This window comes from Micromonospora sp. WMMC415 (genome assembly GCF_009707425.1).
Classification (GTDB): domain Bacteria; phylum Actinomycetota; class Actinomycetes; order Mycobacteriales; family Micromonosporaceae; genus Micromonospora.
Map to the genome: position 1 here is coordinate 5,468,619 of NZ_CP046104.1, position 24,639 is coordinate 5,493,257.

The following is a 24,639-nucleotide window of genomic DNA, read 5'->3' on the forward strand; positions in this document are numbered from 1 at the left end:
ACCCCACTTCGGGCGATCATGGAGTCGTGGTGGGTGACAAACCGGTGCGCCGAAGGTCTCACCTCGCCGCGGGGACGCTGATGCCGATGCCGCCGCGGGTCTGGCCGCCGTAGCGGCGGCGCTCGGCGTCGAGGTCGAGGCGGCCGATCCGCTTGCGGGCCGACAGGGCGGCGTCGTCCAGCAGGTCGGCGGGCACCAGCCAGACGACCTCGAACTCCAGCCCGTCCGGGTCCTGCCCGTAGAGGCTCTTCGTGGTGCCGTGGTCGGAGCTGCCGACCAGCGCCCCGGCGGCGGCGAGCCGCTGCGCGGTGGCGGCGAGGTCGTCGAGGGTGTCGACCTCCCACGCGAGGTGGTAGAGGCCGACGGTGCTCCGGCCGGCGGCGGAGCGGCCGGCGCCCGCGCCGACCTCGAACAGGCCGAGGTCGTGGTCGTTGGTGGAGTCGGGCGCCTGGAGGAACGCAGCGCCCCGGAAGCCGTCCGGGGTCATCGGCACCCGGCGGAAGCCCAGCACCTCGGCGTAGAAGGCGACGCTGCGCTCCAGGTCGCTGACGTAGAGGACGGCGTGGTTGAGGCGGTGAATTCCCATGTCCCCGACGGTAGCGCCGCACGCGTACCACGGGATCCTGGTGAACCGACTCCGGGAAACCTGACCGGCGCGGGACTTGTACTTACCGTCGCCGGATGAGCACGATGGGGCGTGCCCTCCGGCTTCGGTGACCTGACTGACCACGCGCACCACCTGGTGTCGACCGGCGACCTCGCCGGCGCCCAGCGGCTGCTCGCCGACGCGCTGGCCGACGCCGATCCCCGCCCCGCCAACGCCACGCCCGAGCTGGCCGAGGCCGCGAGCCTCCAGGCGCGGGTGCTGGTGGCCCTCGGTGACCCGCACGCCGCCCGAGGTTGGGCCGCGTACGCGTACGCGGCGACCACCCGGCTGTACGGCCGCTCCGACGAGCGCACGGTGGCCGCCGCCGCGACCCTCGCCGCGGTGCTGCACCGGGTCGGCAGCTGGTCCCGCGCGGCTCGGCTCTACCAGGAGGTCATCATCGAGCTGACCGCCCTGGACGGTCCCGAGTCGCTACGCGTCCTCGCCGCGCACGCCGACCTGGCCACCGTGGAGTACGCGCGCGGCCAGTGCCAGGTGGCCCGCGACCGGCTCGCCGACGCGTGGGAACTGCACCGCGAGGTGTACGGCGACGGCCACCCCAGCGGCATCAAGATGCTGGCCCGGCTCGGCGCGATGCACCGCGACTGCGGCCTGTTCACCGAGGCGCACGACAACCTCGCGCTGGCCGAGGAGCTGTGCCGGCAGCACCTGGCGCCGGACGACCCGCTCGCCGCGCAGGTGGCCGCGCTCGCCCGGGCGGCCGCCAACCCGGACCACACCTGCGCCGACACGGCACCGGTCGGACGGGACACCCCGATCGTGCCCACCGCCCGGACGCCCCCGCCCGGCGACGAGGCGCAGCACGTCCCCGACCACCCGTCGCAGCCCGGCTACCGCCCCGCCACCCCGTACACCCCGACCGCGCCGGACCTGGACGGGCCCGACCCGGACGAGCACCCGGCGACCGGTTACGCGCCGCCGCCCACGGTGCCCACACCCCGCCAGCCGCTCGACGGTACGGCCCGGCCGGCGGCACCGGACCCGCCCGCCGACAAGGCCTGGCGACGGCCGCCCGACCACGGCGGCGCCGGCCCCCAGGTGGCCCCGGATCCCGACGACCGCCCGCACGACGCCGACGACCGGTGGCCGCCCGAGCACGACCTCGGCGACGGCTGGCCGCCCGACGCCCGCACCGACGCGCCCTGGCGGCCGGACGCGCCGGACGCGGCGCACACCGGTCCCTGGCGGCCGCCGGCCGAGGAACGGGCCACGGCCGTGCCCCCGTCCGTGCTGCCTCTCGCCGGCGGCGAGGAGGCCGCCGGGGTCCACCGCGTCCGGGACCACGCCACGCCCGAGGAGGGGGCGTACCAGCCGTCCCGGCTGCTGCCCGTGCCGGTGCACCACGCCGCCGCGCCGGCGGCCAACCGGCTGCTCCCGCTCGTGGTCGGCGGCGTGGCGGTGGTGCTGCTCGGGACGGCCGCGGTGATCGCCGGGGTGGCGCGGTTCGACGGTGCGCCGCCGCCGGTCGCCACCGGCACGGCGGGACGCGCGACGGACACACCCGCCCCGGCAACGTCGAGCCCGACTCCCCCGGCGGCGGCCACGCCGGGCACCCCGCCGAGCGAGGTGACCCTGCGGGACAACCGCGACAACGTGGCGCTGCGCTGGACGTACCCGGCCGGCGGCGAGGGACCGGTCGTCATCTCGGGCGGCCGGGCCGGGCAGCCGCAGACCGCCTTCGCGAACCTGCCCGCCGGCACCACCGACTTCGTCGTGTACGGCCTCAACCGCGGCACCGACTACTGCTTCACGGTGGCGGTGGTCTGGTCGACCGAGACGATCGGCCGGTCGAAGGAGGTCTGCACCGACCGGAGCTGACCGTCAGGTCGGGTCGGGCTCCGCGGTCAGTGCCGGCAGCAGCACCCGTACCCGCAGCCCGGGCGGCGGCTCCGCGTCGCCCAGGTCGACCTGCCCGCCGGCCCGCCGGACCAGCTCGCGCACGATGGCCAGGCCCAGCCCGGCGCCACCCGCGTCCCGGTCGCGCGCCGGGTCCAGCCGGGTGAACCGGCCGAAGACCCGCTCCCGGTCGGCGGCCGGGATGCCGGGCCCGTCGTCGGTCACCGTCACCCGGTGGTACGCGGACCCGTCCGGCGCGGCAGCGAGCACCACCCGGGTACGGGCGTGCCGGACGGCGTTGTCGACGAGGTTGGTCAGCACCCGGCGCAGCTCGTCCGGGTCGCCGACCGTCCACAGCGGCTCCGGCGGCGGCACCACCTCGACCGGCCGGGCGAGCTGGCGGCCGGCCACCTCGGTGAGCAGCGCGCCCAGCTCGACCGGCCCGGTGGCCCGCGCCGGCGGGGCCTCGTCGAGCCGGGCGAGCAGGAGCAGGTCGTCCACGAGCCGGCCGAGCCGCTCGGTGTCGGCGAGGAGGTCCGCCGACACCGCGGGCCAGTCGGTCCGGTCCCCCAGCCGCTGCGCGACCTCCAGCTCGGTGCGGATGTTGGTGAGCGGGCTGCGCAGCTCGTGCGCGGCGTCGGCGACGAACGCGCGCTGCCGGTCCCGGCCGGCACGCAGCCGGTCCAGCATGTCGTTGAGCGTGACCGCGAGCCGGTGGATCTCGTCCTGCGAGCCCGGTACGGGCAGCCGCCCGGCCCCGTTCCGGCCGGTGATCTCCTCGGCGCCCCGCCGCAGCGCCTCCACCGGCCGCAGGGTGGCGCCCACCACCCGCCACGCCACGGCGGCGAGCACCGCCACCAGTAGCGGGAAACTGACCAGCAGGATGGTCCGGACGACGTGGGTGCTCTGCCGCACGTCCACCAGCGACCGGGCGACCAGGACGGTGAGCGGGTCGGCGTCGGTGCCGGCCGGGACGGCCACCACCCGGACCGGCCCGACGAGCCCCATCCGCTCCCCCGCCACGGTGATCCCCTGCCGGGCGTGCCGGTCGACCCGCTCCGGCCGGACCATCGGCACCAACCGGTCGGCGTCGATCGAGGCGGCGCGGACCCGCCCCTGCGCGTCGACCACCTGCACCCGGACCTGGCCGCCGGCGACCGGCAGCGGGTCGGGCAGCGCGTCCTCGGCGGCCAGCAGCGCGACCGCGTCGGCGGTCCGGAGCGCCTCCGTGTCGACGTTGCGGTGCAGCGCCCAGGTGAGCACCGCGAGCAGCACCAGGCCGCCGACCGCGAGACCCACCGACACCCCGAGCACCCCGATCGCCATCAGCCGGCCGCGCAGGCCGAGGGCGGCCCAGAGCCGGCCGCGCCGTGGGAGCGTCCGGGTTAGGAGGGGGCCCTTCCTATACCGGAGGCGATAAGAAGGGGCCCTTCCTTCGCCGCTCATGTGGTGAGGCGGTAGCCGGCGCCGCGGACCGTCTCCAGGCGCTCGCGGCCGAGCTTGCGGCGCAGGTAGCCGACGTAGACCTCCACGGCGTTCGGGGCGGTGTCCACGCCGGCGTCCCACACGTGGTCCAGCAGTTCGGTCTTGGAGACGACCTCGCCGGGGCGGCGCATCAGGTAGTCCAGGAGCGCGAACTCCCGGGCGGTCAGGGCCACCTCGGCGCCGTCCCGCGTCACCCGCCGGCGCGCCGGATCCAGCCGCAGGTCGCCCACCGCGAGGACGGTGGGCCGCTCGGGCGCGCCACGCCGCAGCAGCGCGCGCAGCCGGGCCAGCAGCACCACGTACGAGAAGGGTTTGGTCAGGTAGTCGTCGGCGCCGCAGTCCAGGCCGTCGGCCTGGTCGTACTCGCCGTCCTTGGCCGACAGCATGAGCACCGGCAGCCACCGCCGCTCGGCCCGCAGGCGGCGGACCACCTCGTACCCGGAGAGGCCGGGCAGCATCACGTCGAGGACCATCGCGTCGTACTCGCCGTGCCGGGCCGCCTCCAGGCCGGCCGGGCCGGTCGCCGCCACGTCGACGACGAAACCCTCCGCCTGGAGGCCGCGTTGCAGGGCGGACGCCAACCGGGCCTCGTCCTCCACCACCAGCAGCCGCACGGGTCAAGGGTGCCACCCCGGCGCCCGTACCCGATCGGGTGTCCTCAGCGCCCTCACAGGGTGGTGCGGGCAGGATGGTCGGCAGGAGGTGCCACACATGTCCGTCCTGACAAGCCGTCCCGCCCTGCGCTGGCTGGTCCCGGTGACCGCCGTCGTGACCGTCGTCGGTGGGGGCGCCGCGCTCGGCCGCTTCGCCGCCCAGGCCGAGCCGAGCCTGCCGCCCCGGACCGCCGCCCAGCTCCTCGTCGACCTGCAGACCGCCCGCCACGACGGCTTCTCCGGCACCGTCGTGCAGCGTGCCGACCTGGGCCTGCCGGCGATCGCCGGGCTGGCCGCCGGGGACGGCCCGGCCGACCTGCTGACCGGGACCCACACCCTGCGGGTGTGGCACTCGGGGCCGGACAAGCAGCGGGTCGCGCTCGTCGACACGCTCGGCGAGCGGGACATCATCCGTAACGGACGCGACGTGTGGACGTGGAACAGCCGCACCAACACGGCCACCCACCGCACGCTGCCCGCGGAGAAGGACGCCGACGCCCCGCCGGAGCTGCCGGACACGCCGCAGGAGGCGGCCGACGCCGCCCTCGCCGCCGTCGACCCGACCACCGAGGTGAGCGTGGGGCGGGCCGCCACGGTGGCCGGGCGGGACGCGTACGAGCTGGTGCTCGCGCCGCGCGACGCCGCCTCGCTGGTGCACCAGGTACGGATCGCCATCGACGCGACCGAGCACCTGCCGCTGCGGTTCGAGGTGTTCGCCGAGGGCGGTGACCGCCCGGCGTTCGAGGTGGCGTTCACCCAGATCGACTACGCCCGGCCGGACGACGACCAGTTCCGGTTCAACCCGCGGCCCGGCGTGACGATCACCGAGGAGGGCGCCGACCGGTCCCGCCCGGCCCGGCCGGGGAAGCCGGCCGGGGACGAGCGGCCGGACGTGCGCACCGTCGGGGAGGGCTGGACCACGGTGGTGGTCGCCAAGGTCGACGGCGCGTCACGCTCCGCCGACGCCGGGGATGCCCCCGACCTGGACGCGCTGTCCGGGCAGTTGCCCGCGGTCCGGGGCGACTGGGGCAGCGGCCGGCTGTTCCGCAGCCACCTGGTGAGCGCGCTGCTGACCGACGACGGCCGTCTGATCGCCGGTGCGGTGACGCCGGAGCGGCTGTACGAGGTGGCTCGCGGCTGACGGTTCCACGGCCGACCGGGGGCCCGCGCGTGGCGCGGGTCCCCGGTCGTGTCCGGCGTCAACGCTCGCCGACGAGGGCGTGCCGGCGCGCCCAGGCGGTGATCGCCGCGGCGATCGCCTCGGGTCGGTCCTCGGGCGCGTGGTGCCCGGCCGGCCCGCAGTGGCGGATGTCGAGGGCGGCGATGTTCGCCGCGCACCAGGCGGCCACGGCTTCGGTGACGAGCAGGGTGGGTGAGGAGTCGAAGGTGAGCAGGAGCTTGGGCACCCGGTCGCTGCCCGCCAGCCACCGCCCGTACCGCTGGACCCGTTCGGTGACGTCGGCCGGCTGTCCGTCCAGCGGCAGCGAGCGGGCCCACTCCAGCAGCGGCCGGCGGCTCTCCCGGGTCGGGTACGGCGCCCGGTAGATCCGCAGGTCCTCCTCGCTCACCGGGGTCAGCACCCCGCCGTTGAAGGCGGACTCCAGGAACACGTTCCGGTCGAGGACCAGGTCCTCACCCTGCGGCCCGCGCATGGCCTCGGCGCGGGACCGGGGTCCGTCGCCCAGGTCGGCCCAGGACATCGGCCGCACGATGGTCTCCAGGAAGGCCACGCCGCGGACCCGCTCGGGGTGGCGGGCCGCCCAGTCGAAGGCGAGCGCTCCACCCCAGTCGTGGCCGACGAGGACGACCTCCCGCAGGTCCAGCGCGTCGAACCAGGCGTCCAGGTAGCGGGCGTGGTCGGCGAACCGGTAGGGCAGGTCCGGCTTGCCGGAGCTGCCCATGCCGATGAGGTCGGGGGCGAGCAGGCGGGCGGGGAGGTCGACGGCGGGCAGGACGTTGCGCCAGAGGTGGGACGAGCCGGGGTTGCCGTGCAGGAAGACGATCGGAGTCCCGCTGCCCCGCTCCTCGTGGTACATCGTCGATCCGCTCACCTGGGTCACCGGCATGGCGCGCCTCCGATTCGTTGGTGACACTAACGTTAGTCTCACCAACGAACCTAGATCGTTGGTGTCACCAACACAAGCGGTATCCTTCCGCCATGAGTGACAGCCCGGCGGGCGCGGCCGGCCGCCCCGAGGCACCGGCGCGGCTACGGAACCTGCGCACGCGGTTGCTGTCCCTGGCCGCGACGCGGACGGATCGGCGGGTCAACGAGGAGCTCGCCCGGGTCGGCGCCCGCAAGTGGCACTACGCGGTGCTCGCCACGCTGGCCGAGTTCGGTCCGGCCAGCCAGGCCGAGCTGAGCGGCCGGACCGGCATCCACCGCAGCGACGTGGTGGCGGTCGTCAACGAGCTCACCGACCGCAGCGAGGTGGAACGCGCACCCAACCCCGCCGACCGCCGCCAGAACGTGATCACCCTCACCGCGCCCGGCCGGCGGCGGCTCCTGGAGCTGGACGACCTCCTCGCCCAGGTCGACGACGAGGTCCTGGCACCGCTGACACCGCGGCAACGCGAGCAGCTCGGTCACCTGCTCGCCACTCTGCTGGACCGCTCCGGCGCGACGATGTGAGCGAGGCCGGCGCGGACCGGCCCGCCGATGCGCGGGACGTGGTCCGGCGGGGCGTCGCCCGGTATCCTGACCAGTTCAGGCAACAAAAAAGAACGGCTCGCAGGCCGTTCCGGCGACCATCTTAACGAACTGGGAGACGGCTTGTCAAGGCACTCCGGCAATTCCGGTGACCTGCCCACGGACGAGATCGGCCACGAGCAGGAGTACGTCTCGATGCTCTACCGCCGGCTGGACGGGCTGCGCGAACAGGCGTCCCGGCGGCTGGCCGAGGAGCTGCGGAACACCGGCGGCACCCTCCAGGCCCGCTCCCAGCGCGACAGCGCGGTGGGAATGTACGCCGAACAGGTGGAGCAGTTCTCCGCGGTGGAGAACGGCCTCTGTTTCGGCCGGCTCGACACCGACGACGGCGGGCCGCACTACATCGGCCGGATCGGCATCTTCGACACCAGCGGCGACTACGACCCGCTGCTCATCGACTGGCGGGCGCCGGCAGCCCGCGCCTTCTACCTGGCCACCGCCGCCAACCCGCAGGGCGTCCGCCGCCGGCGGCACCTGCGGACCCGGCAGCGCAAGGTGATCGCGCTCAACGACGAGGTGCTGGACCTGGCCACCGCCTCCCCCACCGCCCACGAGGAGGTGACCGGCGAGGCGGCGCTGCTCGCCGCGCTCAACGCCGGCCGTACCGGCCGGATGCGCGACATCGTGGAGACCATCCAGGCCGAGCAGGACCGGATCATCCGCGCCGACCTGCCGGGCGTGCTGGTGGTGCAGGGCGGGCCGGGCACCGGCAAGACGGCGGTGGCGCTGCACCGGGCGGCGTACCTGCTCTACACCCACCGGCGGGAGCTCTCGACCCGCGGCGTGCTGCTGGTCGGGCCCAACGCCACCTTCCTGCGCTACATCTCCCAGGTGCTGCCCGCCCTGGCCGAGACCGGAGTACTGCTGCGTACCCAGGCCGACCTCTTCCCCGGGGTCAGCGCGCGGCGTACCGAGCCGGCGGAGGCGGCGGCGCTGAAGGGCCGCGAGGTGATGGTCGACGTGCTGACCGCCGCTGTGCGCGACCGGCAGTGGGTGCCCGACGAGCCCCTGGAGATCGAGCAGCCGCAGCGGGAGATCCTCGTGCTCGCCCCGGAGACCGTCCGTGCGGCCCGCGACCGGGCCCGCCGCTCCGGCCGCCCGCACAACCTGGCCCGGGCGCTGTTCGACGTCGAGATCGTGCACGCGCTCGCCGGGCAGGTGGCCGAGCGCATCGGCGCCGACCCGCTGGGTGGGGAGAACCTGCTCGACGAGGCCGACGTGGCCGAGATCCGCCGCGAGCTCCGCGAGGACCCGGCGGTCCGCGCGACGCTGGACCGGCTCTGGCCGGTGCTGACCCCGCAGCGGCTCCTCGCCGACCTGTACGCCGACCCGGGCCGCATCGCCGTCGCGGCGCCGATGCTCACCGACGCCGATCGGGCCCTGCTGCACCGCGAGCCGGGCGGCTGGACGCCGGCGGACGTGCCGCTGCTGGACGAGGCGGCGGAACTGCTCGGCGAGGACGACCGCGCCGCCGAGGCGCGCCGGGAACGCATCCGGTCCCTCCAGCGGGAGTACGCGGAGGGCGTCCTCGAGATCGCCCGGGGCTCCCGGTCCATCGACGTCGAGGACGAGGCCGACGGCGGCGAGATCCTCGGCGTGACCGACCTGATCGACGCCGACCGCCTGCTGGAACGGCAGGAGGAGGCCGAGCGCCTGACCACCGCCCAGCGGGCCGCGGCCGACCGGAGCTGGGCGTTCGGCCACGTCATCGTCGACGAGGCGCAGGAGCTGTCGCCGATGGCGTGGCGCCTGCTGATGCGCCGCTGCCCGAGCCGGTCCATGACGATCGTCGGGGACGTGGCGCAGACCGGCGCGCTCGCCGGCACCGCGTCGTGGGCCGACGCGCTGGAGCCGTACGTGGCGCAGCGCTGGCGGCTGGAGGAGCTGACCGTCAGCTACCGCACCCCGGCCGAGATCATGGCCGTCGCGGCCGAGGTGCTCGCCGGGATCGACCCGGCGCTGCGCCCCCCACGCTCCGTACGCGCCACCGGTGTGGCGCCGTGGGACCGTGCCGTGGCGGCGGACCGGCTGACGACGGAACTGGTGGCAGCGACCGCCCGGGAGGCCGCCGGGCTGGCCGACGGCCGGCTCGGGGTGATCGTGCCCGCCGGCCGGGTCGACGACCTGGGCGCCGCGCTCACCGCCGCGCTGCCCGAGGCGGCCGTCGGCGAGCACCCCGAGTTGGAGAGCCGCATCGTCGTGCTGAGCGTCGCCCAGGCCAAGGGCCTGGAGTTCGACTCCGTCCTGCTGGTCGACCCGGACCGGATCGTGGCGGAGTCCCCGCGCGGCCGGAACGACCTGTACGTGGCCCTCACCCGCGCCACCCAACGCCTCGGCATCCTCCGGCAGGGCGCCTCCGCCGGGCCTCAGGAGGCCGGCTGAGCAACGGCGACCACCGACCGCACGGCTTCGACGTAGTCGTGGAAGAGCTGCGTCCGTCGCCCCGAGTCCCTCGCCGACCGGGTCAGGTCCCCGTCGGGGAAGAACGACGTGCGCAGGGCGTGGGAGAGCTCCACCTGCACGCCCGCTCCGCGCCGGTTCCTGTTGCAGATGTTGCCCGGGTAGCTGCCGGAGATCTCGCTCGAGGCCGCCACCACGCTGAACCCCTGGTCGGTCAACGCGGCCGAGAGGTCACCGGCGAGGCTGGCGTCCAACCCGCCCAGGGCGGTTTCGGGCTCGCCGGCTGTGCCGGTGTAGCCGTGGACGGAGATGGTCCGGTCCGCTGCCGCGAGCAGGGCGAGACACTGTGGCTCGTCGAACTTGGTGGCGGTGATGTGCAGATCGGAGTTGCGGCTGGACTTGATGCCGGCGAACACGTACGTGTTCATCAGCCCGTCGCCCACGGCCAGCGCGAGTTCTCCGCTGCCGGCCTCGATGCCGCCACCGTGGATCGCGATGGACGCCCACGACGTGGTGGGCCCGCCGATCACCGTCCGGGTGTAGTCGACGCCCTCGTCCTCCCCAGCAGCCAGCTGGGCGTAGTTGGCATACACGTCGCCCACGACGACCTCCCACTCGAAAAGACGGTCCTGCGCGGCCCGGCCACCTGCCCGGCCGCGCCGTAGGGGCGGCGTCCGACACGGACGCCGCCCCCGCGGTCGGATCATTCGTTGGTGAAGTTGCCGACCTGGCTCGCCGTGGACGACTGGTCGCTCGTCGAGCCGCCCGCCGGGGTGCTCAGGCCGCCGGTGGTCGCGTCCCCGGTGGTCGTCGGCGCCACCTTGCCGCGGTGCCGCTCCGGCTGCCGCGCCACCCGCCGGGCGCTGGCCGGGCCGGCCGTGCCGCCGGTCGTGGTGACAGCACCCTGACCCCGGGTCGGGCCGCCGTCGCGGAGCACCTGGGGATCGACGCGGACGTGCGCCGGGTCACCCGGGTCCTCGTCCTGGATCACGCGCTGCACGTCGGTCTGCGGCACGGTCACCTCGTCCAGGGCCCCCTCGCCGTACCCGCCACCGGCGATCCGCTCCTCCGCCCGCCGGGCGGCCTCGTTCCGCACGTCGTCCTCGCGCATGCTGTCTCACCTCGCCGAAGTCGTCGGTGTCCCACTGCGTGCCCGACGCCCGCCCGGCCAAACCCGCACGGCCGGTTCACCCGGACGTCGCCCGCTGCTCGCCCGCCCGCCGTCCACGCTGCCGATGCTGAGCGGCGAACCAGCGGGAAACCCCCGCGGGAGGGAGAAAAGAGCGTGCGCAACGTACGCCGTACCGCCGTCGCCGCCCTGGTGGCGGCGACCGTGACAGCCGGGCTCGCGGCGCCCGCCGAGGCGAAGCCGCGACCGGACCGGACATTCGACCTGCAGGCCCACCGCGGCGGCCTCGGGTTGCGGGTGGAGAGCACCCTCGCGTCCTTCGGCAACGCGCTCCACCTGGGCGTGGACACCCTGGAACTGGACGTGCAGATCACCGAGGACGGCCAGGCCGTCGTCACCCACGACCGGCGCGTCAGCGGCGCCAAGTGCGTGGACACCGCACCGGCGACCCCGGGCGACCCGGAGTTCCCGTACGTCGGGAAGTACGTCAACACGCTCACGCTGGCGCAGGTCCGCACCCTCGACTGCGGCACGAGGACCCTCGCCGACCGCCCCGGTCAGCTCGCCGTGCCGGGTGCCCGCATGCCGCTGCTGCGCGAGGTGTTCGCGCTGGTCAAGCGGCACCGGGCGGACGACGTGAAGCTCAACATCGAGACCAAGGTGGAGGCCGGCGCGCCCAGCGAGACCGCGCCGCGTGAGCAGTTCGTCCAGGTCACGGCGGCCGAGATCCGGGCCGCCGGGATGCTGAAGCAGGTGACCATCCAGAGCTTCGACTGGGGCGCGCTGATGCGGATGCGCCAGGTCGAGCCGCGGCTGCCGCTGGTCGCCCTGACCAACTACGACTTCCTCCAGACCGGGCAGCCGGGCGCCTCGCCGTGGCTCGGCGGGCTGGACATCGACGACTTCGGCGGCGACCCGATCGCGGCGATCCGCACCTTCGGCGCGAAGACCTTCTCGCCGGTGCACGGCTTCCCGCAGAACGGCACGGTCACCGACCCGACCTACCGCCCGTACGTGACGAAGGAGATGGTGGCGCACGCCCACCGGCACGGGATCACCGTCGTGCCGTGGACGATCAACGACGTCCCCACCATGGCGAAGCTGCTCGACGACGGCGTGGACGGCATCATCACCGACTACCCGGACCGGCTGCGCGGCCTGCTCGCCCAGCGCGGGATGCGGCTGCCCGAGGCGTACGCGTCGCCGTTCGACATCCAGGCCCACCGGGGCGGCCGGGCCACCCGGCCGGAGAACACCCTCCCGGCGTTCGCGCACGCGCTGGAGAACCCGGCGATCTCCACCCTGGAGCTGGACACCGGCGTCAGCGCCGACGGTCACCTGGTCGTGCTGCACGACCGGACGATCAACGGTTCGCACTGCGAGGACACCGCGCCGGCCTGGCCCGGTGACCCGGAGTTCCCGTACGTCGGCAAGCGGGTGCACGACCTGACCCTGGCGCAGCTCAAGACGCTGGACTGCGGCTCGAGGACGCCGGCCGACGCGCCGGACCAGGTCGCCGTGCCGGGCGCGCGCATCCCCACCCTGGACGAGGTCCTCACGCTGGTGCGCAGCAGCGGCCGGGACGACGTCCGGCTGAACATCGAGACGAAGATCAGCCCGGTGGTGAACGACACCGCGCCGTACGACGTCTTCACCCGCAAGCTCGTCACGGCGATCCAGCGGGCCCGCTTCACCGACCGGGTCACCATCCAGTCGTTCGACTGGCGGACCATCCGGTACGCCCGCAAGCTGGACCGCCGCATCGACACCGTCGCCCTGGTCTGGCAGTACGGTCCGGCCGAGTGCGCGAGCCTCGCCGACGAGTGCTCGCTGCGGGCGGTCTACGGCGACCCCCGGGTGAAGAGCCCGTGGACCGGGGGCCTGGACTGGTGGCGGTACCGGGACCTCGGCAAGCTCGTCCGGGCCGCCGGCGCCGGGACGGTCTCGTCGAACTGGCAGGTGCACGACCCGGCGCAGGGCATCGTCGCGTCCGCCGACTGGTACCTGCGGGAGAACCCGGCATACTTCCACGGACCGGACGTCCGTACCCTTCAGCGGCGGTACGGGCTGAGCGTGGTGCCGTACACCGTCAACGACGCGACCGTGATGCAGCGGGTCATCGACCTCGGTGTCGACGGGATCATCACCGACGACCCGGACCTGCTGATCGGCGTGGCGATCCGCAACGGCCTGCGCTGACGAAGACCGATTCGCGGCCGGGGGTGGTGTTACTGCCCCCGGCCGGTCGGGTAGACGCGGGGTGCCCCCGCCAAGTACGTGAACCGTGCCGTGGCCGACACGCGGTAGCGGGGCGAGGGATCGCAGGTACTCATCGCATCCTCGGGAGGACAGATGAGCACGCAGGCTGCATCCACCAGGCCGATGAACCGTCCCGCGACGGACGTGCAGAACCGCGCGGCGATGCAGGAGACGCCCACCCGCCCGATGGCGGCGATACCCGACGGGCGCCGGGAACAGATGCCGTCGCTCGGTACGGAGACGAAGCAGTCGTTCCTGACGACCGAATTCTGGATCTACGCCGCCGCGGTCGCGGTCGTGGTGATCGCCGCGTTCTGGCGAGGTTCGGCCACCGACGGGCTGAACATCAACAACCCGACCCTCGCGTGGTGGTACCTGTCCATCCTGACCGCCGCCTACCTCGTCAGCCGGGGTCTGGCGAAGGCCGGTACCGCTCGGCGCTCCGGCGAGGAGCGACGCGCGGGTCGGCGTTGACCGCTGAAACCGTCGGTGCCCTCCGGGATCCGTCCCGGAGGGCACCGACGCTTGTCCGGTCCTACTCCTCGAAGCCGCCGAAGTCCCCGCCGAAGTCGCCCTCGACCGCGTCCTCGATCATCTCGCCGGCGATCATGCCGCCGGCCATGCCGAGTGCGGCCCCGGCGACCACCCCGCCGACACCCATCCCACGGCCGTGGTGCCCGTGGCCGTGCTGGTGCGGCATGCCGAAGCCCTGCGCCCGCAGGCTGCCGTAGCGGGAGGTCGTCTCCCGCAGCCAGCCGTCGACCACCTGCGTCCAGTCGACCCGGTCGGCGTCGGCGTGCGAGACCTGGTAACGGCCGAACACGTCGTGCCCGGAGCTGAAGAAGCCGCCGCGCTTGTCGCACTCCAGGATCACGTCCACCCCGTGCGGGCTGGTGACGAACGTCAGCTCGACCTCGTTGATGGTCTGCGCGTACTGCGGAGCGGCGAAGAACTCGATCTCCTGGTAGAACGGCAGCGTCTGCTGCGTCCCCCGGATGTGGCCGCGCTCCAGGTCGGCGTGCTTGAACCGGAAGCCGAGCCGCTGGAACGCCTCCAGGATCCGCTCGTGCACCGGCAGCGGGTGCACGTTGACCTGGTCCAGGTCGCTCTTGTCGACGGCCCGGGCGATCGCCAGCTCGGTGCGCAGACCCATCGTCATGCCGTGCAGGCGCTGGCCGTACACGTCGGTGATCGGGGTCTCCCACGGCACCGGCAGCTGGAACGGGATGGACAGCTGCTGCTTCGCGGCGAGCTGGAGCGGCCCGGAGACGGGCATCCGGTGGAACTCCATGATGCCCGCGTACTCGGTGTCGTGGCCCTCCATCTCGACCCGGGTGACCAGGCCGACGACGATCTGCTCGATGGCCGCCGGCGCGTCCCCGCCGAGCAGGTTGACCTGCCCCTCGAGGGTCAGGCCGGGCCGAGTGTTCGGGTTCGTCAGGACGGTGTCCACGCTGGGGCCGCCGACGCCGAACGCGCTCAACATCTTCTTGAAGACCATCGGAACTCCCGCTGGGTCTGGTGCCCACGCTCTGCCGGAGCGGGACGGTTGACGGGGGCACGGTATCGGGCGGCGCTGTGAGGTCGCTGAAAGTCTCCCACCGCTGGCGGTCCCGGGACCAGCCGCAACGCCGTGTTGGAAAACCGCAAGGTCAACTCGACGCCGCCGGCATCGAGTGGATCACGCTCGCCCGCGCGATCAACGCGTAGCGGGGCGCGTCGGGAGCCGGCCAGTCACCGTTGTCCGGCGGCAGCGGCAGCTCACCGGCGACGTTCTTGGTGGTGCCCCAGAAGTCGATCCGCACGTTGCCGGTCGCCGTGATCCGGAACGCGTCGCCCCGGACGACGCCGGCCGGCGTGCTCCAACCGGTGTGGACGTTGCCGGGCGCCGACCAGGGGGCCGGATCCTGGAACCGTGGCGTAATCGAGTCGTAGCAGCCGTTCAGGTCGGCGGCGGCCGGAGCCGCCGGCACCAGCACCGCCGCGACAGTCAGGAGGACGGTGACGGCGGCGAGTCGGGACCCGATCTGCATTGGGTGGCCTCCTTCGGTGACCGGCACAGAAGGCTGGTCGGCGCTCGCCGCCATGGTGACCGGTCCGCGCAACGGCGGTCGGACCGCGTCCAGCGTCTCCCGTGGTGGGTCGACTGGCGCGGATGCGCTGGTTCAGCGTGGCCGAGTGCCCGGTGGTCGGCGCGCGGAGTCGTACCGGAGGAGCGCCTTTGGAACTGACTCGTTTACCACACTGGCCCGTCCCTGCCCCCGCAGAAAGGCCTGATCCATGGACGACGTCAGCTCCAAAGGCAGTACTGGACCATCGCCAGCTGCGCCGGTGCACGATCGCACTCGCGGGTAGGGCAATCGCACTCGCGGGTAGGGCATTGGTCGGCGGCCCCGACGATTTGGACGTCGTGACTCAGCCGAAGCGGTGGAACCTACCGTCCCTGTGAGGTCAGAGCGGGACGGGGTCCACGATCATCAGCTCACCGACCTGGTCGCCGATCTGGCCGCGCGCCTCGGCCGGCAGGCCGGCGTCGGTGACCAGCACGTCCGCGTCCTCCAGCGGGGCGATGGTGGCGATGCCGATCGTCTCCCACTTGGTGTGGTCGGCGAGCACGACCAGCCGCCGGGACGCGGCGATCAGGGCCCGGTTCACGCCCGCCTCCAGGAGGTTCGGGGTGGTGAAGCCGGTGCGCGGGCTCATCCCGTGTACGCCGAGGAAGAGCAGGTCCACGTTGAGCGATCCGATGGCGGCCTCGGCGACCGGCCCGGTCAGCGCGTCCGACGGCGTGCGGATGCCACCGGTCAGCACGACCGTCTGGTCGGCGCGCGGGTTCTGGTAGAGGGCGTCGGCGACCGGGATCGAATTGGTCACCACGGTCAGCCCACGGACGTCGGCGAGGAGGCCGGCCAGCGCGGCGGTGGTGGTGCCGGCGGAGAGCGCGATCGCCATGCCGGGCTCGACGAGCGTCGCGGCCCGTTCGGCGATGGCCCGCTTCTCGGCCTGCTGGCGCACCGACTTGGCGGCGAAGCCGGGCTCCTCGGCGGACCCGGGGCCGGCCAGCGTCGCGCCGCCGTGCACCTTGTCGACCAGCCCACGCTCGGCCAGCACCTCCAGGTCCCGCCGGATGGTCATGTCGGAGACGCCGAACCGGCTCACCAGGTGACTGACGCGCACGCCGCCCCGCTGCCGGATCAGGTCGAGGATGGCGGTCTGCCGCTGCTGGGCGAGCATCGAACCTCCTTCGCGCGTCGTGGGCAAGGACAACCAGCTCAGGCGGCGTCCGCGGCGGGGGCCAGCGGGTCCGCGGCGGCCACGGCCGTCGACGCCACGGGTACGTCCTCCCGTACGACGGCCACCTCGCCGGGCGGGACGGTCAGCTCGCCGGCGCAGGACGCCCCGCCGAGCAGTTCGGTGCCGCTGGCGGCGAGCCGGACCTCCTCGCCGGTGTGGTTGAGGACGAACAACCAGCTCCGCTCCCCGTCCCGCCGCCGGACCACCTCGACGCCGGGCGGCGCGTCGGCCGGCGGCCGCACCCCGGCCTCGGCGATCAGCCGGGCCACGAGGCGGTCCGTCGCCGCGCCGTCCAGGCGGGTGCCGACGTACCAGGCGGCGCCCGCGCCGACCGGGTGCCGGGTCACCGCCGGTACGCCCGGCAGCGGCCCGTCGGCGTACGCGGACAGCACCTCGGCGCCCTCGACGTGCAGCCACTCGGTCCACACGTCGGCTACCGACCCGTCGTCCAGGTTGACCCGCTCCCCCGCCCGCAGCGGGAAGAACTCCTCCACGCGGACGCCGAGCAGGTCCCGGAACGCACCCGGGTACCCGCCGAGCCGGATGTGGTCGTGCTCGTCGACGATTCCGCTGAAGTAGGTGACCAGGGCCGTCCCACCGGCCTCGACGAAGGCGCGCAGCGCGGCGACGTGCGCGTCCCGCACCAGGTACAGGGTGGGGACCAGCACCAGGCGGTAGCCGGACAGGTCGGCGGACGGGTGCACGACGTCCGCGGTGACGCCGGCCCGCCACAGCGCCCCGTAGAGCGCTTCGAGCCGGTCGGCGTACGTGACGTCGACGCTGGGGTGGGAATCCAACTCGACGCCCCACCATGCCTCGTAGTCGAACAGGATCGCCACGTCGGCGTCCACCCGGCTGCCGATCACCTCCGACAGCGCCGCGAGGTCGGCGCCGAGCCGGCACACCTCGCGGAACACCTTGGTGTCCGGGCCGGCGTGCGGCACCAGCGCGGAGTGGAACTTCTCCGCGCCGGCCCGCGAGGCCCGCCACTGGAAGAACAGCACGCCGTCGGCGCCGCGCGCGACGTGCGCGAGACTGTTGCGCCGCAGCTGCCCGGGGGTCTTGGCGACGTTGCGCGGCTGCCAGTTGACCGCACTGGTGGAGTGTTCCATCAGCAGCCACGGCTCACCGCCGGCCACGCCGCGGGTGTGGTCGGCGGCGAGGGCCAGTCCGACGTGTGACTCCGGGTCGGCCGCGGTCAGGTAGTGGTCGTTGGCGACGACGTCCACGTCGGACGCCCAGGAGTGGTAGTCCAGGTACTTGATGCCGGTGCCGATCATGAAGTTCGTGGTAACCGGCCGGGTCACCAGGCGGGCCAGCACCGCCCGCTCGGCCCGGAGCTGGGCGCGCTGCTCGTCGGAGGAGAACCGCAGGAAGTCGAGCTGCTGGGTGGGGTTGGCGAAGGTCGGTGCGAGGCGGGGCGGGTTGACCTCCGCCCAGTCGCCGTAGCGCTGGCTCCAGAACGCGGTCCCCCAGGCGTCGTTGAGCGCGTCCAGCGTGCCGTAGCGGTCCCGCAGCCAGCCGCGGAACGCCTCGGCGCTGACGTCGCAGTAGCAGTGCACGTTGTGGCAGCCCAGCTCGTTGGAGACGTGCCACATGACCACGGCCGGGTGGTGGGCGTACCGGCTCGCGACGGCCTCGACCAGGGCGAGCGAGCGCTCCCGGAACACCGGCGAGCTGGGGCAGTACGCCTGCCGGCCGCCGGGCCAGAGGATCGCGCCGTCGGCGCGGCGGGGCAGCGTCTCCGGGTGCCGGCGGGCCAGCCACGGTGGCGGGCTGGCGGTGGCGGTAGCCAGGTCGACCGCGACGCCGCCGTCGTGCAGCAGGTCCAGCACCCGGTCGAGCCAGCCGAATTCGTACCGGCCCGGCCCGGGTTCGAGGAGAGCCCAGGAGAAGATGCCGACGGAGACCAGGTTGACGCCGGCCCGGCGCATCAGCGCGACGTCCTCGGCCCAGGTCTCCTCGGGCCACTGCTCCGGGTTGTAGTCGCCGCCGAAGAAGATCCGCTCACCCTGCCACCGCCGCATGACAGCAGAGGGTGCCCCCGGGAGAGGCGCAAGTCAACACTTTCCAACATCGACATTCTTTCCAACGTTTACCTCGTAACAGGCTTGTCACGACTGGGTTATCCACCCGGCACACCCCTCTTGACAGAAGCGGTCGAACGAGTAGCTTGAGCGGCCACTGGCAGTTCGTGTTCGCCAATGTGGGTTCTCGGTGGATCGGCATGTGGGATCACGACGGGTGGTACTGCCAGCCGACGGCCCTCGGGCGCAGCACCTTCTCATCCGCAGGAGGCACCATGTCCCGTCCCCGATCCCAAGCCGAGTACCTCGCCCGGCTCGTACCCCCCTCGGTCGCCGGCCTCCGCCGCCGCTCGCTGCTCGCGGGCGCCGCCGGCACCGGCGCGCTGCTCGGCACCGGCCTGCTCGCCGGCTGCGGCGGCGACGACTCGGGCGGCTCGGGCTCCAAGACGGTGTCGCTCGGCTCCAACCAGTCCGACCCGAAGCCCAAGGACGTGATCGCGAAGGTCGTGGACGGCTTCCAGACCTCGTCCGGCCTCCAGGTCGCGATCAACACCGTCGACCACAACACCTACCAGGAGAACATCAACAACTACCTCCAGGGCAAGCCGGACGACGTCTTCATGTGGTTCGCCGGCTACCGGATGCGGTTCTTCGCCGCGCGCGGCCTCGCCGGCGACCTCAGCGACATCTGGGGCAAGCTCTCCGGGATGTCGGACGCGTTCAAGAAGGCGTCCACCGGCGACGACGGCAAGCAGTACTTCGTCCCCTCGTCGTACTACCCGTGGGCGATGTTCTACCGGAAGTCGGTGTGGCAACAGAACGGCTACCAGGTGCCGAAGACGCTCGACGAGCTGACCACCCTCGCCGCCGAGATGAAGAAGGACGGCCTGGTCCCGATCGCCTTCGCCGACAAGGACGGCTGGCCGGCGATGGGCACCTTCGACATCCTCAACCTGCGGATCAACGGCTACCAGTTCCACGTCGACCTGATGGCCGGCAAGGAGTCGTGGACCTCCGACAAGGTGAAAAAGGTCTTCGACGCCTGGCGCGGCCTGCTGCCCCTGCACCAGCCGGACAGCCTCGGCCGCACCTGGCAGGAGGCGGCCCAGTCGCTCCAGCAGAAGAAGAGCGGCATGTACCTGCTCGGTCTCTTCGTCGCCCAGCAGTTCAACAACGACGAGCAGGACGACCTGGACTTCTTCACGTTCCCCGAGATCGACCCGGCGATCGGGGCGAAGGCCCTGGACGCACCGATCGACGGCTACATGATGGCCCGCCGGCCGAAGGAGGAGGAGAACGCCAAGAAGCTGCTGGAGTACGTCGGCTCCAAGGCCGCCGCGGACATCACCGTGAAGAACGACCCGAGCACCCTGGTCGCCAACACCGAGGCGGACACCAGCGGCTACACCGCGCTGCAGAAGAAGGCCGCCGAACTGGTCGGCTCGGCCACCGAGATCGCCCAGTTCCTCGACCGGGACACCCGCCCGGACTTCGCGTCGACGGTGATCATCCCGGCGCTCCAGCAGTTCATCAAGGACCCGGCCGACATCGACGGACTCACCACCAGCATCGAGAACCAGAAGAAGTCGATCTTCACCGACTGACGGCGGAAGGGGGAGGACATCGTGTCCGACCTGCCCCTGGTCCAAGCGGACCGCGCCGTACCGCCGCCGGCCGCGACCACCACCACCGGTGGGCGCGGCCGCCGGCTACGGCTCCTGTCCCGCACCGACCGCGTGGTCATCGCGCTGATGGTGCTCGTACCGCTGCTGCTCGTCGTCGCCCTCGTCTGGCTGCCGGCGCTGGCCACGGTGGCGCTGTCGACCACCGACTGGGACGGCATCGGCCCGGTCAGCGAGATCGAGTTCGTCGGTGCCCGCAACTACTCCGACGTGGTGAACATCTACCCGCCGTTCGTCCCGGCCGTGCAGAACAACCTGCTCTGGCTGGCCGCGCTCTTCGTGGTAGCCACCCCGATCGGGATGTTCCTGGCCGTCCTGCTCGACAAGGAACTGCGCGGCACCCGGTTCTACCAGACCGCGCTCTACCTGCCGGTCGTGCTCTCCCTCGCGCTGATCGGCTTCGTCTGGCAGCTCATCTACTCGCGCGACCAGGGGCTGCTCAACGGCGTCTTCGGCACCGACGTCGACTGGTACGGCGACCCGGACGTCAACATCTGGGCGGTGCTCGTCGCGGCCGGGTGGCGACACGTCGGCTACATCATGCTGCTGTACCTGGCCGGGCTGAAGGGTGTGGACCCGTCGCTGCGGGAGGCCGCCGCCGTCGACGGCGCCTCGGAACCCAGCACCTTCTTCAAGGTGGTCTTCCCGGTCATGCGACCGATCAACATCATCGTGCTGGTCGTGACGGTGATCGAGTCGCTGCGCGCGTTCGACCTGGTCTGGGTGATCAACAAGGGTCGCAACGGCCTGGAGCTGATCTCCGCGCTGGTCACCGCGAACGTCGTCGGCGAGGCCAGCCGGATCGGCTTCGGCTCCGCGCTGGCGACCATCATGCTGGTCGTCTCGCTGGTCTTCATCACCGTCTACCTGGCCACCGTCATGAGGGAGGACCGGCGATGAGCGAGGCCACCGCTCCGGCCCCGGCCCGCCGGCCGCTGCGCCCGGCCCGGGTGCTGCTGCACGTCTTCCTCGCCGCCGTGGCGGTGAGCTGGCTGTTCCCGATCCTGTGGGCCGTGCTCACCTCGCTGCGGTCGTACGAGTACACCGCCGCCAACGGCTACGTCTCGCTCGGCGGCTGGACCTTCGACAACTACGTCACCGCGTGGCGGACCGCCGAGTTCGGGCAGCACTTCCTCAACTCCGTGTACATCACCGTGCCGGCGGTGCTGCTGACCCTCTTCCTCGCCTCGTGCGTCGCGTTCGTCATCGCGCGGTTCAGCTGGCGGACCAACCTGATCCTGCTCGGCCTGTTCACCGCGGCGAACCTGCTGCCCCAGCAGGCTCTGCTGATCCCGCTGTTCCGCCTCTTCACCCAGGTGCCGCTGCCGGAGTTCATGAGCGACTCGGAGCTGCTGTACGACAGCTACTGGGGGCTGATCCTGGTCAACGTCGCCTTCCAGTGCGGCTTCTGCGTGTTCGTGCTGAGCAACTACATGAAGGCGCTCCCCCGCGACCTGTACGAGGCGGCGATGGTCGACGGGGCGAGCGTGTGGCGGCAGTACTGGCAGGTGACCATGCCGCTGTGCCGGCCCGCCCTGGCGGCCCTGGCGACGCTGGAGGTGACCTGGATCTACAACGAGTTCTTCTGGGCCACCGTGCTCATGCGGACCGGCGACAAGTTCCCGGTCACCAGTTCGCTCAACAACCTGCGCGGCGAGTTCTTCACCGACAACAACCTCGTGTCGGCCGGCTCCGTGCTGGTCGCGATCCCCACCCTGGTGATCTTCTTCCTGTTGCAGAAGCAGTTCGTCCGGGGCCTCACCCTGGGAGCCAGCAAGGGATGACGATCCTGCACCTGCGCCGCGCCCGGACCAGCCTGGTGCTCGACGCGCGCGGGCCCGGGCTGCCGCGCGTCGTCCACTGGGGCGCCGACCTGGGCCCGCTCACCGACGGGGACCTGGCCACCCTGGTCGCCGCGACCGTCCCGCCGGTGGTTCCGAGCAGCTTCGACGCGCCGACCGTGCTGTCCCTGCTGCCCGAGCCCGGCGCCGGGTGGAGCGGCCGGCCGGCACTGGCCGGGCACCGCGACGGCGCGGCCTGGTGCACCGCGTTCCGCCTGGCCGGCGTCGACGTCGACGACGGGCCGGAACCGAGCCGCGTGGCCGCGGGCGGGGAGGCGGTGCGCGTACCCGACGGGGAGCGGGACCACGACGGGGCCGGCACGGCGCGGGTGACCGTGCGGGCGTCGGACCCGGCCGCCGGCCTGTCCCTCGCCGTGGAGCTGACGCTGGACCCGCACGGTGTGCTGACCGTGCGGCACCGGCTGCGCAACGACGGCACGACCGGTTACGAACTGCGGGAGCTGACCCCGGTGCTGCCGGTGCCGGCGGTCGCCACCGAACTGCTCGACCTCACCGGCCGGTGGTGCCGGGAACGGTCGCCGCAGCGGCACCCGTGGTCGATGGGCACCTGGGTACGGGAGGGCCGGCACGGCCGCACCGGCCACGACGCCACGCTGCTGCTGGTGGCCGGCACGGCCGGGTTCGGGTTCGGGCACGGCGAGGTGTGGGCGGTGCACACCGCGTGGAGCGGGGACCACGTGACCTTCGCGGAGCGCCGGCCCACCGGCGACTCGATCCTCGGCGGCGGCGAGTTGCTGGCCCCCGGCGAGGTGCTGCTCGCCCCGGGCGCCGAGTACGCCACCCCGCTGCTGTACGCGGTGTGGTCCGACACCGGGCTGGACGGCCTCAGCGACGCCCTGCACCGGCACCTGCGCGCCCGGCCGACCCACCCGCGGACGCCCCGGCCGGTCACCCTCAACGTCTGGGAGGCGGTCTACTTCGACCACGACCTGGACCGGTTGCGCGCCCTCGCCGACCGGGCCGCCGAGGTCGGCGTGGAACGGTTCGTCCTCGACGACGGTTGGTTCCGGGGCCGGCGGCACGACCGCGCCGGCCTCGGCGACTGGTACGTCGACGAGAAGGTCTGGCCGGACGGTCTGACGCCGCTCGTCGACCACGTGACCGGCCACGGAATGGCGTTCGGGCTGTGGGTCGAGCCGGAGATGGTCAACCCCGACTCGGACGTGTTCCGCACCCACCCCGAGTGGGTGCTCTCGGTGCCCGGCCGGCTGCCGCCCGAGTGGCGGCACCAACAGGTGCTCGACGTCGCCCACCCGGAGGCGTACGGGTACCTGCTCGGCCGGCTCGACGCGCTGCTCACCGAGCACCCCGGCATCAGCTACCTCAAGTGGGACCACAACCGGGACCTCACCGAGGCCGGCCACCACGGCCGGCCGGGCGTACACGAGCAGACCGTCGCGGTCTACCGGCTCCTCGACGAGCTGCGTGCCCGGCACCCGGACGTCGAGATCGAGAGCTGCGCCTCCGGCGGCGCCCGGGTCGACCTGGAGATCCTCCGGCGCACCGACCGGGTCTGGGCCAGCGACTGCAACGACGCCCTCGAACGGCTGGCCATCCAGCGCTGGACCGGGCTGCTGCTGCCGCCCGAACTGGTCGGCACCCACATCGGGCCGGAGCGGTCGCACACCACCCACCGCGTCCACGACCTGGGCTTCCGGGCGGCGGCCGCGCTCTTCGGCCACCACGGCATCGAGTGGGACATCGGCGCGATCAGTGCCGACGAACGCCGGGAGCTGACCGCCTGGGTGGCCCTGCACAAGCGGCTCCGCCCGCTGCTGCACGCCGGGCGGGTGGTCCGGGTCGACCACCCGGACCCGGCCGTCTGGGCGCACGGCGTGGTCGCACACGACGGTTCCCGCGCGGTGTACGCGGTGGCGCGCCTGGCCACCTCGGTCGCCCAGGTGCCCGGGCCGGTCCGGCTCCCCGGCCTGGACCGGCACCGGCGGTACGCGGTCCGACCGGCGGCGGGCGTGCCGGAACCGGCGACGCTCCAGATGACCGAGCCCGGCTGGGTGGCCGCCGGTGGCGCCACGCTGACCGGTGCCGTCCTCGCCTCGGTCGGGCTCCCGGTGCCGGCGCTGCACCCGGAGCAGGCCCTGCTGCTGGAGGTCACCGTGCTCGACTGAGATTCCCGGAGATTTTTCCGCGCCGGATGTCGAGCGGCGGTGCGCCTGCTTCTACCTACGGGTGAGAGCACCGACGATGGTGCCCGAGACCTGAGGAGCCAGACGTGAAGTACATGTTGCTCATGCAGTTCAGCGCCGCCGGCACCGACTTCCCGCCGATCCACACCTGGACGCCGGAGGAGATCCGGGCGCACATCGGGTTCATGGGAGAGGTCAACGCGAAGCTGGTCGCCGACGGCGAGTGGGTCCAGGGTGAGGGCCTCGGCGGGCCGGCGCAGGCGAAGATCGTCCGGGCCGGCAGCGGCGGCGAGCCCGTCGTCACCGAGGGGCCGTTCGCCGAGACGAAGGAGTTCCTCGCCGGCTGGTGGATCGTGGACGTCGACGCCCCGGAGCGGGCGGTCGCGATCGCCGCGCACATCTCCACCGCGCCGGGCCCCGGCGGCCGGCCGCTGAACATGCCGATCGAGGTGCACCCGGTCATGTCGGCCCCGCCCGAGGAGCTGTGACAG

General features: G+C 73.2%; 21 protein-coding genes. 11 read left to right on the forward strand and 10 right to left on the reverse strand.

Going from position 1 to position 24,639, the window contains the following annotated elements; translation table 11 throughout:
• Positions 1 to 58: 58 nt before the first annotated feature.
• Positions 59 to 586 (reverse strand): VOC family protein, encoded by a 528-nt coding sequence (locus GKC29_RS25565; RefSeq protein WP_155333239.1) that lies wholly within the window; start codon positions 584 to 586, stop codon positions 59 to 61.
• A gap of 111 nt (positions 587 to 697) precedes the next feature.
• Between GKC29_RS25565 and GKC29_RS25570 the strand changes: the two genes are divergently transcribed.
• The gene (locus GKC29_RS25570; RefSeq protein ID WP_155333240.1) at positions 698 to 2,485 is read left to right on the forward strand and encodes a fibronectin type III domain-containing protein; all 1,788 of its coding nucleotides are present in this window, start codon (positions 698 to 700) and stop codon (positions 2,483 to 2,485) included.
• Positions 2,486 to 2,488: 3 nt separating this feature from the next.
• Here the strand turns inward: GKC29_RS25570 and GKC29_RS25575 are convergent, their stop codons facing one another.
• Entirely contained in the window at positions 2,489 to 3,829 is a 1,341-nt protein-coding gene (locus GKC29_RS25575) for a cell wall metabolism sensor histidine kinase WalK (RefSeq protein WP_155333241.1), read from the reverse strand.
• Between the two features lie 116 nt (positions 3,830 to 3,945).
• The gene (locus tag GKC29_RS25580) at positions 3,946 to 4,602 is read right to left on the reverse strand and encodes a response regulator transcription factor (protein WP_155333242.1); all 657 of its coding nucleotides are present in this window, start codon (positions 4,600 to 4,602) and stop codon (positions 3,946 to 3,948) included.
• 97 nt (positions 4,603 to 4,699) lie between these two features.
• Between GKC29_RS25580 and GKC29_RS25585 the strand changes: the two genes are divergently transcribed.
• Positions 4,700 to 5,782 (forward strand): sigma-E factor regulatory protein RseB domain-containing protein, encoded by a 1,083-nt coding sequence (locus GKC29_RS25585; protein WP_155333243.1) that lies wholly within the window; start codon positions 4,700 to 4,702, stop codon positions 5,780 to 5,782.
• Between the two features lie 58 nt (positions 5,783 to 5,840).
• Here GKC29_RS25585 and GKC29_RS25590 read toward each other — a convergent pair whose 3' ends face one another.
• Entirely contained in the window at positions 5,841 to 6,707 is an 867-nt protein-coding gene (locus GKC29_RS25590) for a haloalkane dehalogenase (protein ID WP_155333244.1), read from the reverse strand.
• 92 nt (positions 6,708 to 6,799) lie between these two features.
• Between GKC29_RS25590 and GKC29_RS25595 the strand changes: the two genes are divergently transcribed.
• Together GKC29_RS25595 and GKC29_RS25600 are read left to right on the forward strand one after the other, a co-directional pair.
• Positions 6,800 to 7,273, forward strand: coding sequence for a MarR family winged helix-turn-helix transcriptional regulator (locus GKC29_RS25595; protein WP_155333245.1), 474 nt, complete (start codon positions 6,800 to 6,802; stop codon positions 7,271 to 7,273).
• Between the two features lie 213 nt (positions 7,274 to 7,486).
• On the forward strand, positions 7,487 to 9,733 hold the full coding sequence (locus GKC29_RS25600) for an AAA family ATPase (protein WP_370463372.1): 2,247 nt from the start codon (positions 7,487 to 7,489) through the stop codon (positions 9,731 to 9,733).
• On the opposite strand, the gene GKC29_RS25605 is transcribed toward GKC29_RS25600, so the two are convergent.
• Positions 9,718 to 10,353 (reverse strand): poly-gamma-glutamate hydrolase family protein, encoded by a 636-nt coding sequence (locus GKC29_RS25605; protein WP_196255732.1) that lies wholly within the window; start codon positions 10,351 to 10,353, stop codon positions 9,718 to 9,720. The two genes, GKC29_RS25600 and GKC29_RS25605, sit on opposite strands and share 16 nt — an antisense overlap.
• Before the next feature lie 101 nt (positions 10,354 to 10,454).
• Complete coding sequence (locus tag GKC29_RS25610; protein ID WP_155333248.1) at positions 10,455 to 10,862, reverse strand: hypothetical protein; 408 nt, start codon at positions 10,860 to 10,862, stop codon at positions 10,455 to 10,457.
• 174 nt (positions 10,863 to 11,036) lie between these two features.
• Here GKC29_RS25610 and GKC29_RS25615 point away from each other — a divergent pair, with 174 nt between their 5' ends.
• Both GKC29_RS25615 and GKC29_RS25620 read left to right on the forward strand, forming a co-directional pair.
• A complete protein-coding gene (locus GKC29_RS25615; protein ID WP_155333249.1) occupies positions 11,037 to 13,079 on the forward strand; it encodes a glycerophosphodiester phosphodiesterase family protein in 2,043 nt (680 codons plus the stop codon).
• A 153-nt stretch (positions 13,080 to 13,232) separates the two neighbouring features.
• Positions 13,233 to 13,613 (forward strand): hypothetical protein, encoded by a 381-nt coding sequence (locus GKC29_RS25620; RefSeq protein WP_155333250.1) that lies wholly within the window; start codon positions 13,233 to 13,235, stop codon positions 13,611 to 13,613.
• A gap of 61 nt (positions 13,614 to 13,674) precedes the next feature.
• On the opposite strand, the gene GKC29_RS25625 is transcribed toward GKC29_RS25620, so the two are convergent.
• From GKC29_RS25625 to GKC29_RS25640, 4 genes are all read right to left on the reverse strand, one after another.
• Positions 13,675 to 14,592, reverse strand: a complete 918-nt coding sequence (locus GKC29_RS25625; protein WP_230689113.1) for a sporulation protein — start codon at positions 14,590 to 14,592, stop codon at positions 13,675 to 13,677.
• 199 nt (positions 14,593 to 14,791) lie between these two features.
• Positions 14,792 to 15,172, reverse strand: coding sequence for a hypothetical protein (locus GKC29_RS25630; protein ID WP_155333252.1), 381 nt, complete (start codon positions 15,170 to 15,172; stop codon positions 14,792 to 14,794).
• Between the two features lie 418 nt (positions 15,173 to 15,590).
• Positions 15,591 to 16,373 carry a DeoR/GlpR family DNA-binding transcription regulator gene (locus tag GKC29_RS25635; protein ID WP_155333253.1) on the reverse strand — a complete coding sequence of 261 codons (783 nt, stop codon included), beginning with the start codon at positions 16,371 to 16,373 and terminating at the stop codon, positions 15,591 to 15,593.
• A gap of 38 nt (positions 16,374 to 16,411) precedes the next feature.
• Positions 16,412 to 18,460 (reverse strand): beta-galactosidase, encoded by a 2,049-nt coding sequence (locus GKC29_RS25640; RefSeq protein WP_155333254.1) that lies wholly within the window; start codon positions 18,458 to 18,460, stop codon positions 16,412 to 16,414.
• Between the two features lie 275 nt (positions 18,461 to 18,735).
• On the opposite strand from GKC29_RS25640, the gene GKC29_RS25645 reads away from it, so the two are divergent.
• From GKC29_RS25645 to GKC29_RS25665, 5 genes are all read left to right on the forward strand, one after another.
• Entirely contained in the window at positions 18,736 to 20,064 is a 1,329-nt protein-coding gene (locus GKC29_RS25645) for an ABC transporter substrate-binding protein (protein ID WP_155333255.1), read from the forward strand.
• A gap of 21 nt (positions 20,065 to 20,085) precedes the next feature.
• Positions 20,086 to 21,042, forward strand: a complete 957-nt coding sequence (locus GKC29_RS25650) for a carbohydrate ABC transporter permease (protein WP_155333256.1) — start codon at positions 20,086 to 20,088, stop codon at positions 21,040 to 21,042.
• Entirely contained in the window at positions 21,039 to 21,926 is an 888-nt protein-coding gene (locus GKC29_RS25655) for a carbohydrate ABC transporter permease (protein ID WP_155333257.1), read from the forward strand. Before GKC29_RS25650 ends, GKC29_RS25655 begins: the two co-directional genes overlap by 4 nt.
• Complete coding sequence (locus GKC29_RS25660; RefSeq protein ID WP_155333258.1) at positions 21,923 to 24,130, forward strand: alpha-galactosidase; 2,208 nt, start codon at positions 21,923 to 21,925, stop codon at positions 24,128 to 24,130. Before GKC29_RS25655 ends, GKC29_RS25660 begins: the two co-directional genes overlap by 4 nt.
• Before the next feature lie 113 nt (positions 24,131 to 24,243).
• Positions 24,244 to 24,636 (forward strand): YciI family protein, encoded by a 393-nt coding sequence (locus GKC29_RS25665; RefSeq protein WP_230689114.1) that lies wholly within the window; start codon positions 24,244 to 24,246, stop codon positions 24,634 to 24,636.
• The last annotated feature ends 3 nt before the right edge of the window (positions 24,637 to 24,639 follow it).

Bases quoted from the DNA above. Each gene is read 5' to 3' on its own strand.
- GKC29_RS25565 (WP_155333239.1), bottom strand. From the start codon at position 586: ATGGGAATTCACCGCCTCAACCACGCCGTCCTCTACGTCAGCGACCTG.
- GKC29_RS25575 (WP_155333241.1), bottom strand. From the start codon at position 3,829: ATGGCGATCGGGGTGCTCGGGGTGTCGGTGGGTCTCGCGGTCGGCGGC.
- GKC29_RS25585 (WP_155333243.1), top strand. From the start codon at position 4,700: ATGTCCGTCCTGACAAGCCGTCCCGCCCTGCGCTGGCTGGTCCCGGTG.
- GKC29_RS25590 (WP_155333244.1), bottom strand. From the start codon at position 6,707: ATGCCGGTGACCCAGGTGAGCGGATCGACGATGTACCACGAGGAGCGG.
- GKC29_RS25595 (WP_155333245.1), top strand. From the start codon at position 6,800: ATGAGTGACAGCCCGGCGGGCGCGGCCGGCCGCCCCGAGGCACCGGCG.
- GKC29_RS25600 (WP_370463372.1), top strand. From the start codon at position 7,487: ATGCTCTACCGCCGGCTGGACGGGCTGCGCGAACAGGCGTCCCGGCGG.
- GKC29_RS25610 (WP_155333248.1), bottom strand. From the start codon at position 10,862: ATGCGCGAGGACGACGTGCGGAACGAGGCCGCCCGGCGGGCGGAGGAG.
- GKC29_RS25620 (WP_155333250.1), top strand. From the start codon at position 13,233: ATGAGCACGCAGGCTGCATCCACCAGGCCGATGAACCGTCCCGCGACG.
- GKC29_RS25630 (WP_155333252.1), bottom strand. From the start codon at position 15,172: ATGCAGATCGGGTCCCGACTCGCCGCCGTCACCGTCCTCCTGACTGTC.
- GKC29_RS25635 (WP_155333253.1), bottom strand. From the start codon at position 16,373: ATGCTCGCCCAGCAGCGGCAGACCGCCATCCTCGACCTGATCCGGCAG.
- GKC29_RS25640 (WP_155333254.1), bottom strand. From the start codon at position 18,460: ATGCGGCGGTGGCAGGGTGAGCGGATCTTCTTCGGCGGCGACTACAAC.
- GKC29_RS25645 (WP_155333255.1), top strand. From the start codon at position 18,736: ATGTCCCGTCCCCGATCCCAAGCCGAGTACCTCGCCCGGCTCGTACCC.
- GKC29_RS25655 (WP_155333257.1), top strand. From the start codon at position 21,039: ATGAGCGAGGCCACCGCTCCGGCCCCGGCCCGCCGGCCGCTGCGCCCG.
- GKC29_RS25660 (WP_155333258.1), top strand. From the start codon at position 21,923: ATGACGATCCTGCACCTGCGCCGCGCCCGGACCAGCCTGGTGCTCGAC.
- GKC29_RS25665 (WP_230689114.1), top strand. From the start codon at position 24,244: ATGTTGCTCATGCAGTTCAGCGCCGCCGGCACCGACTTCCCGCCGATC.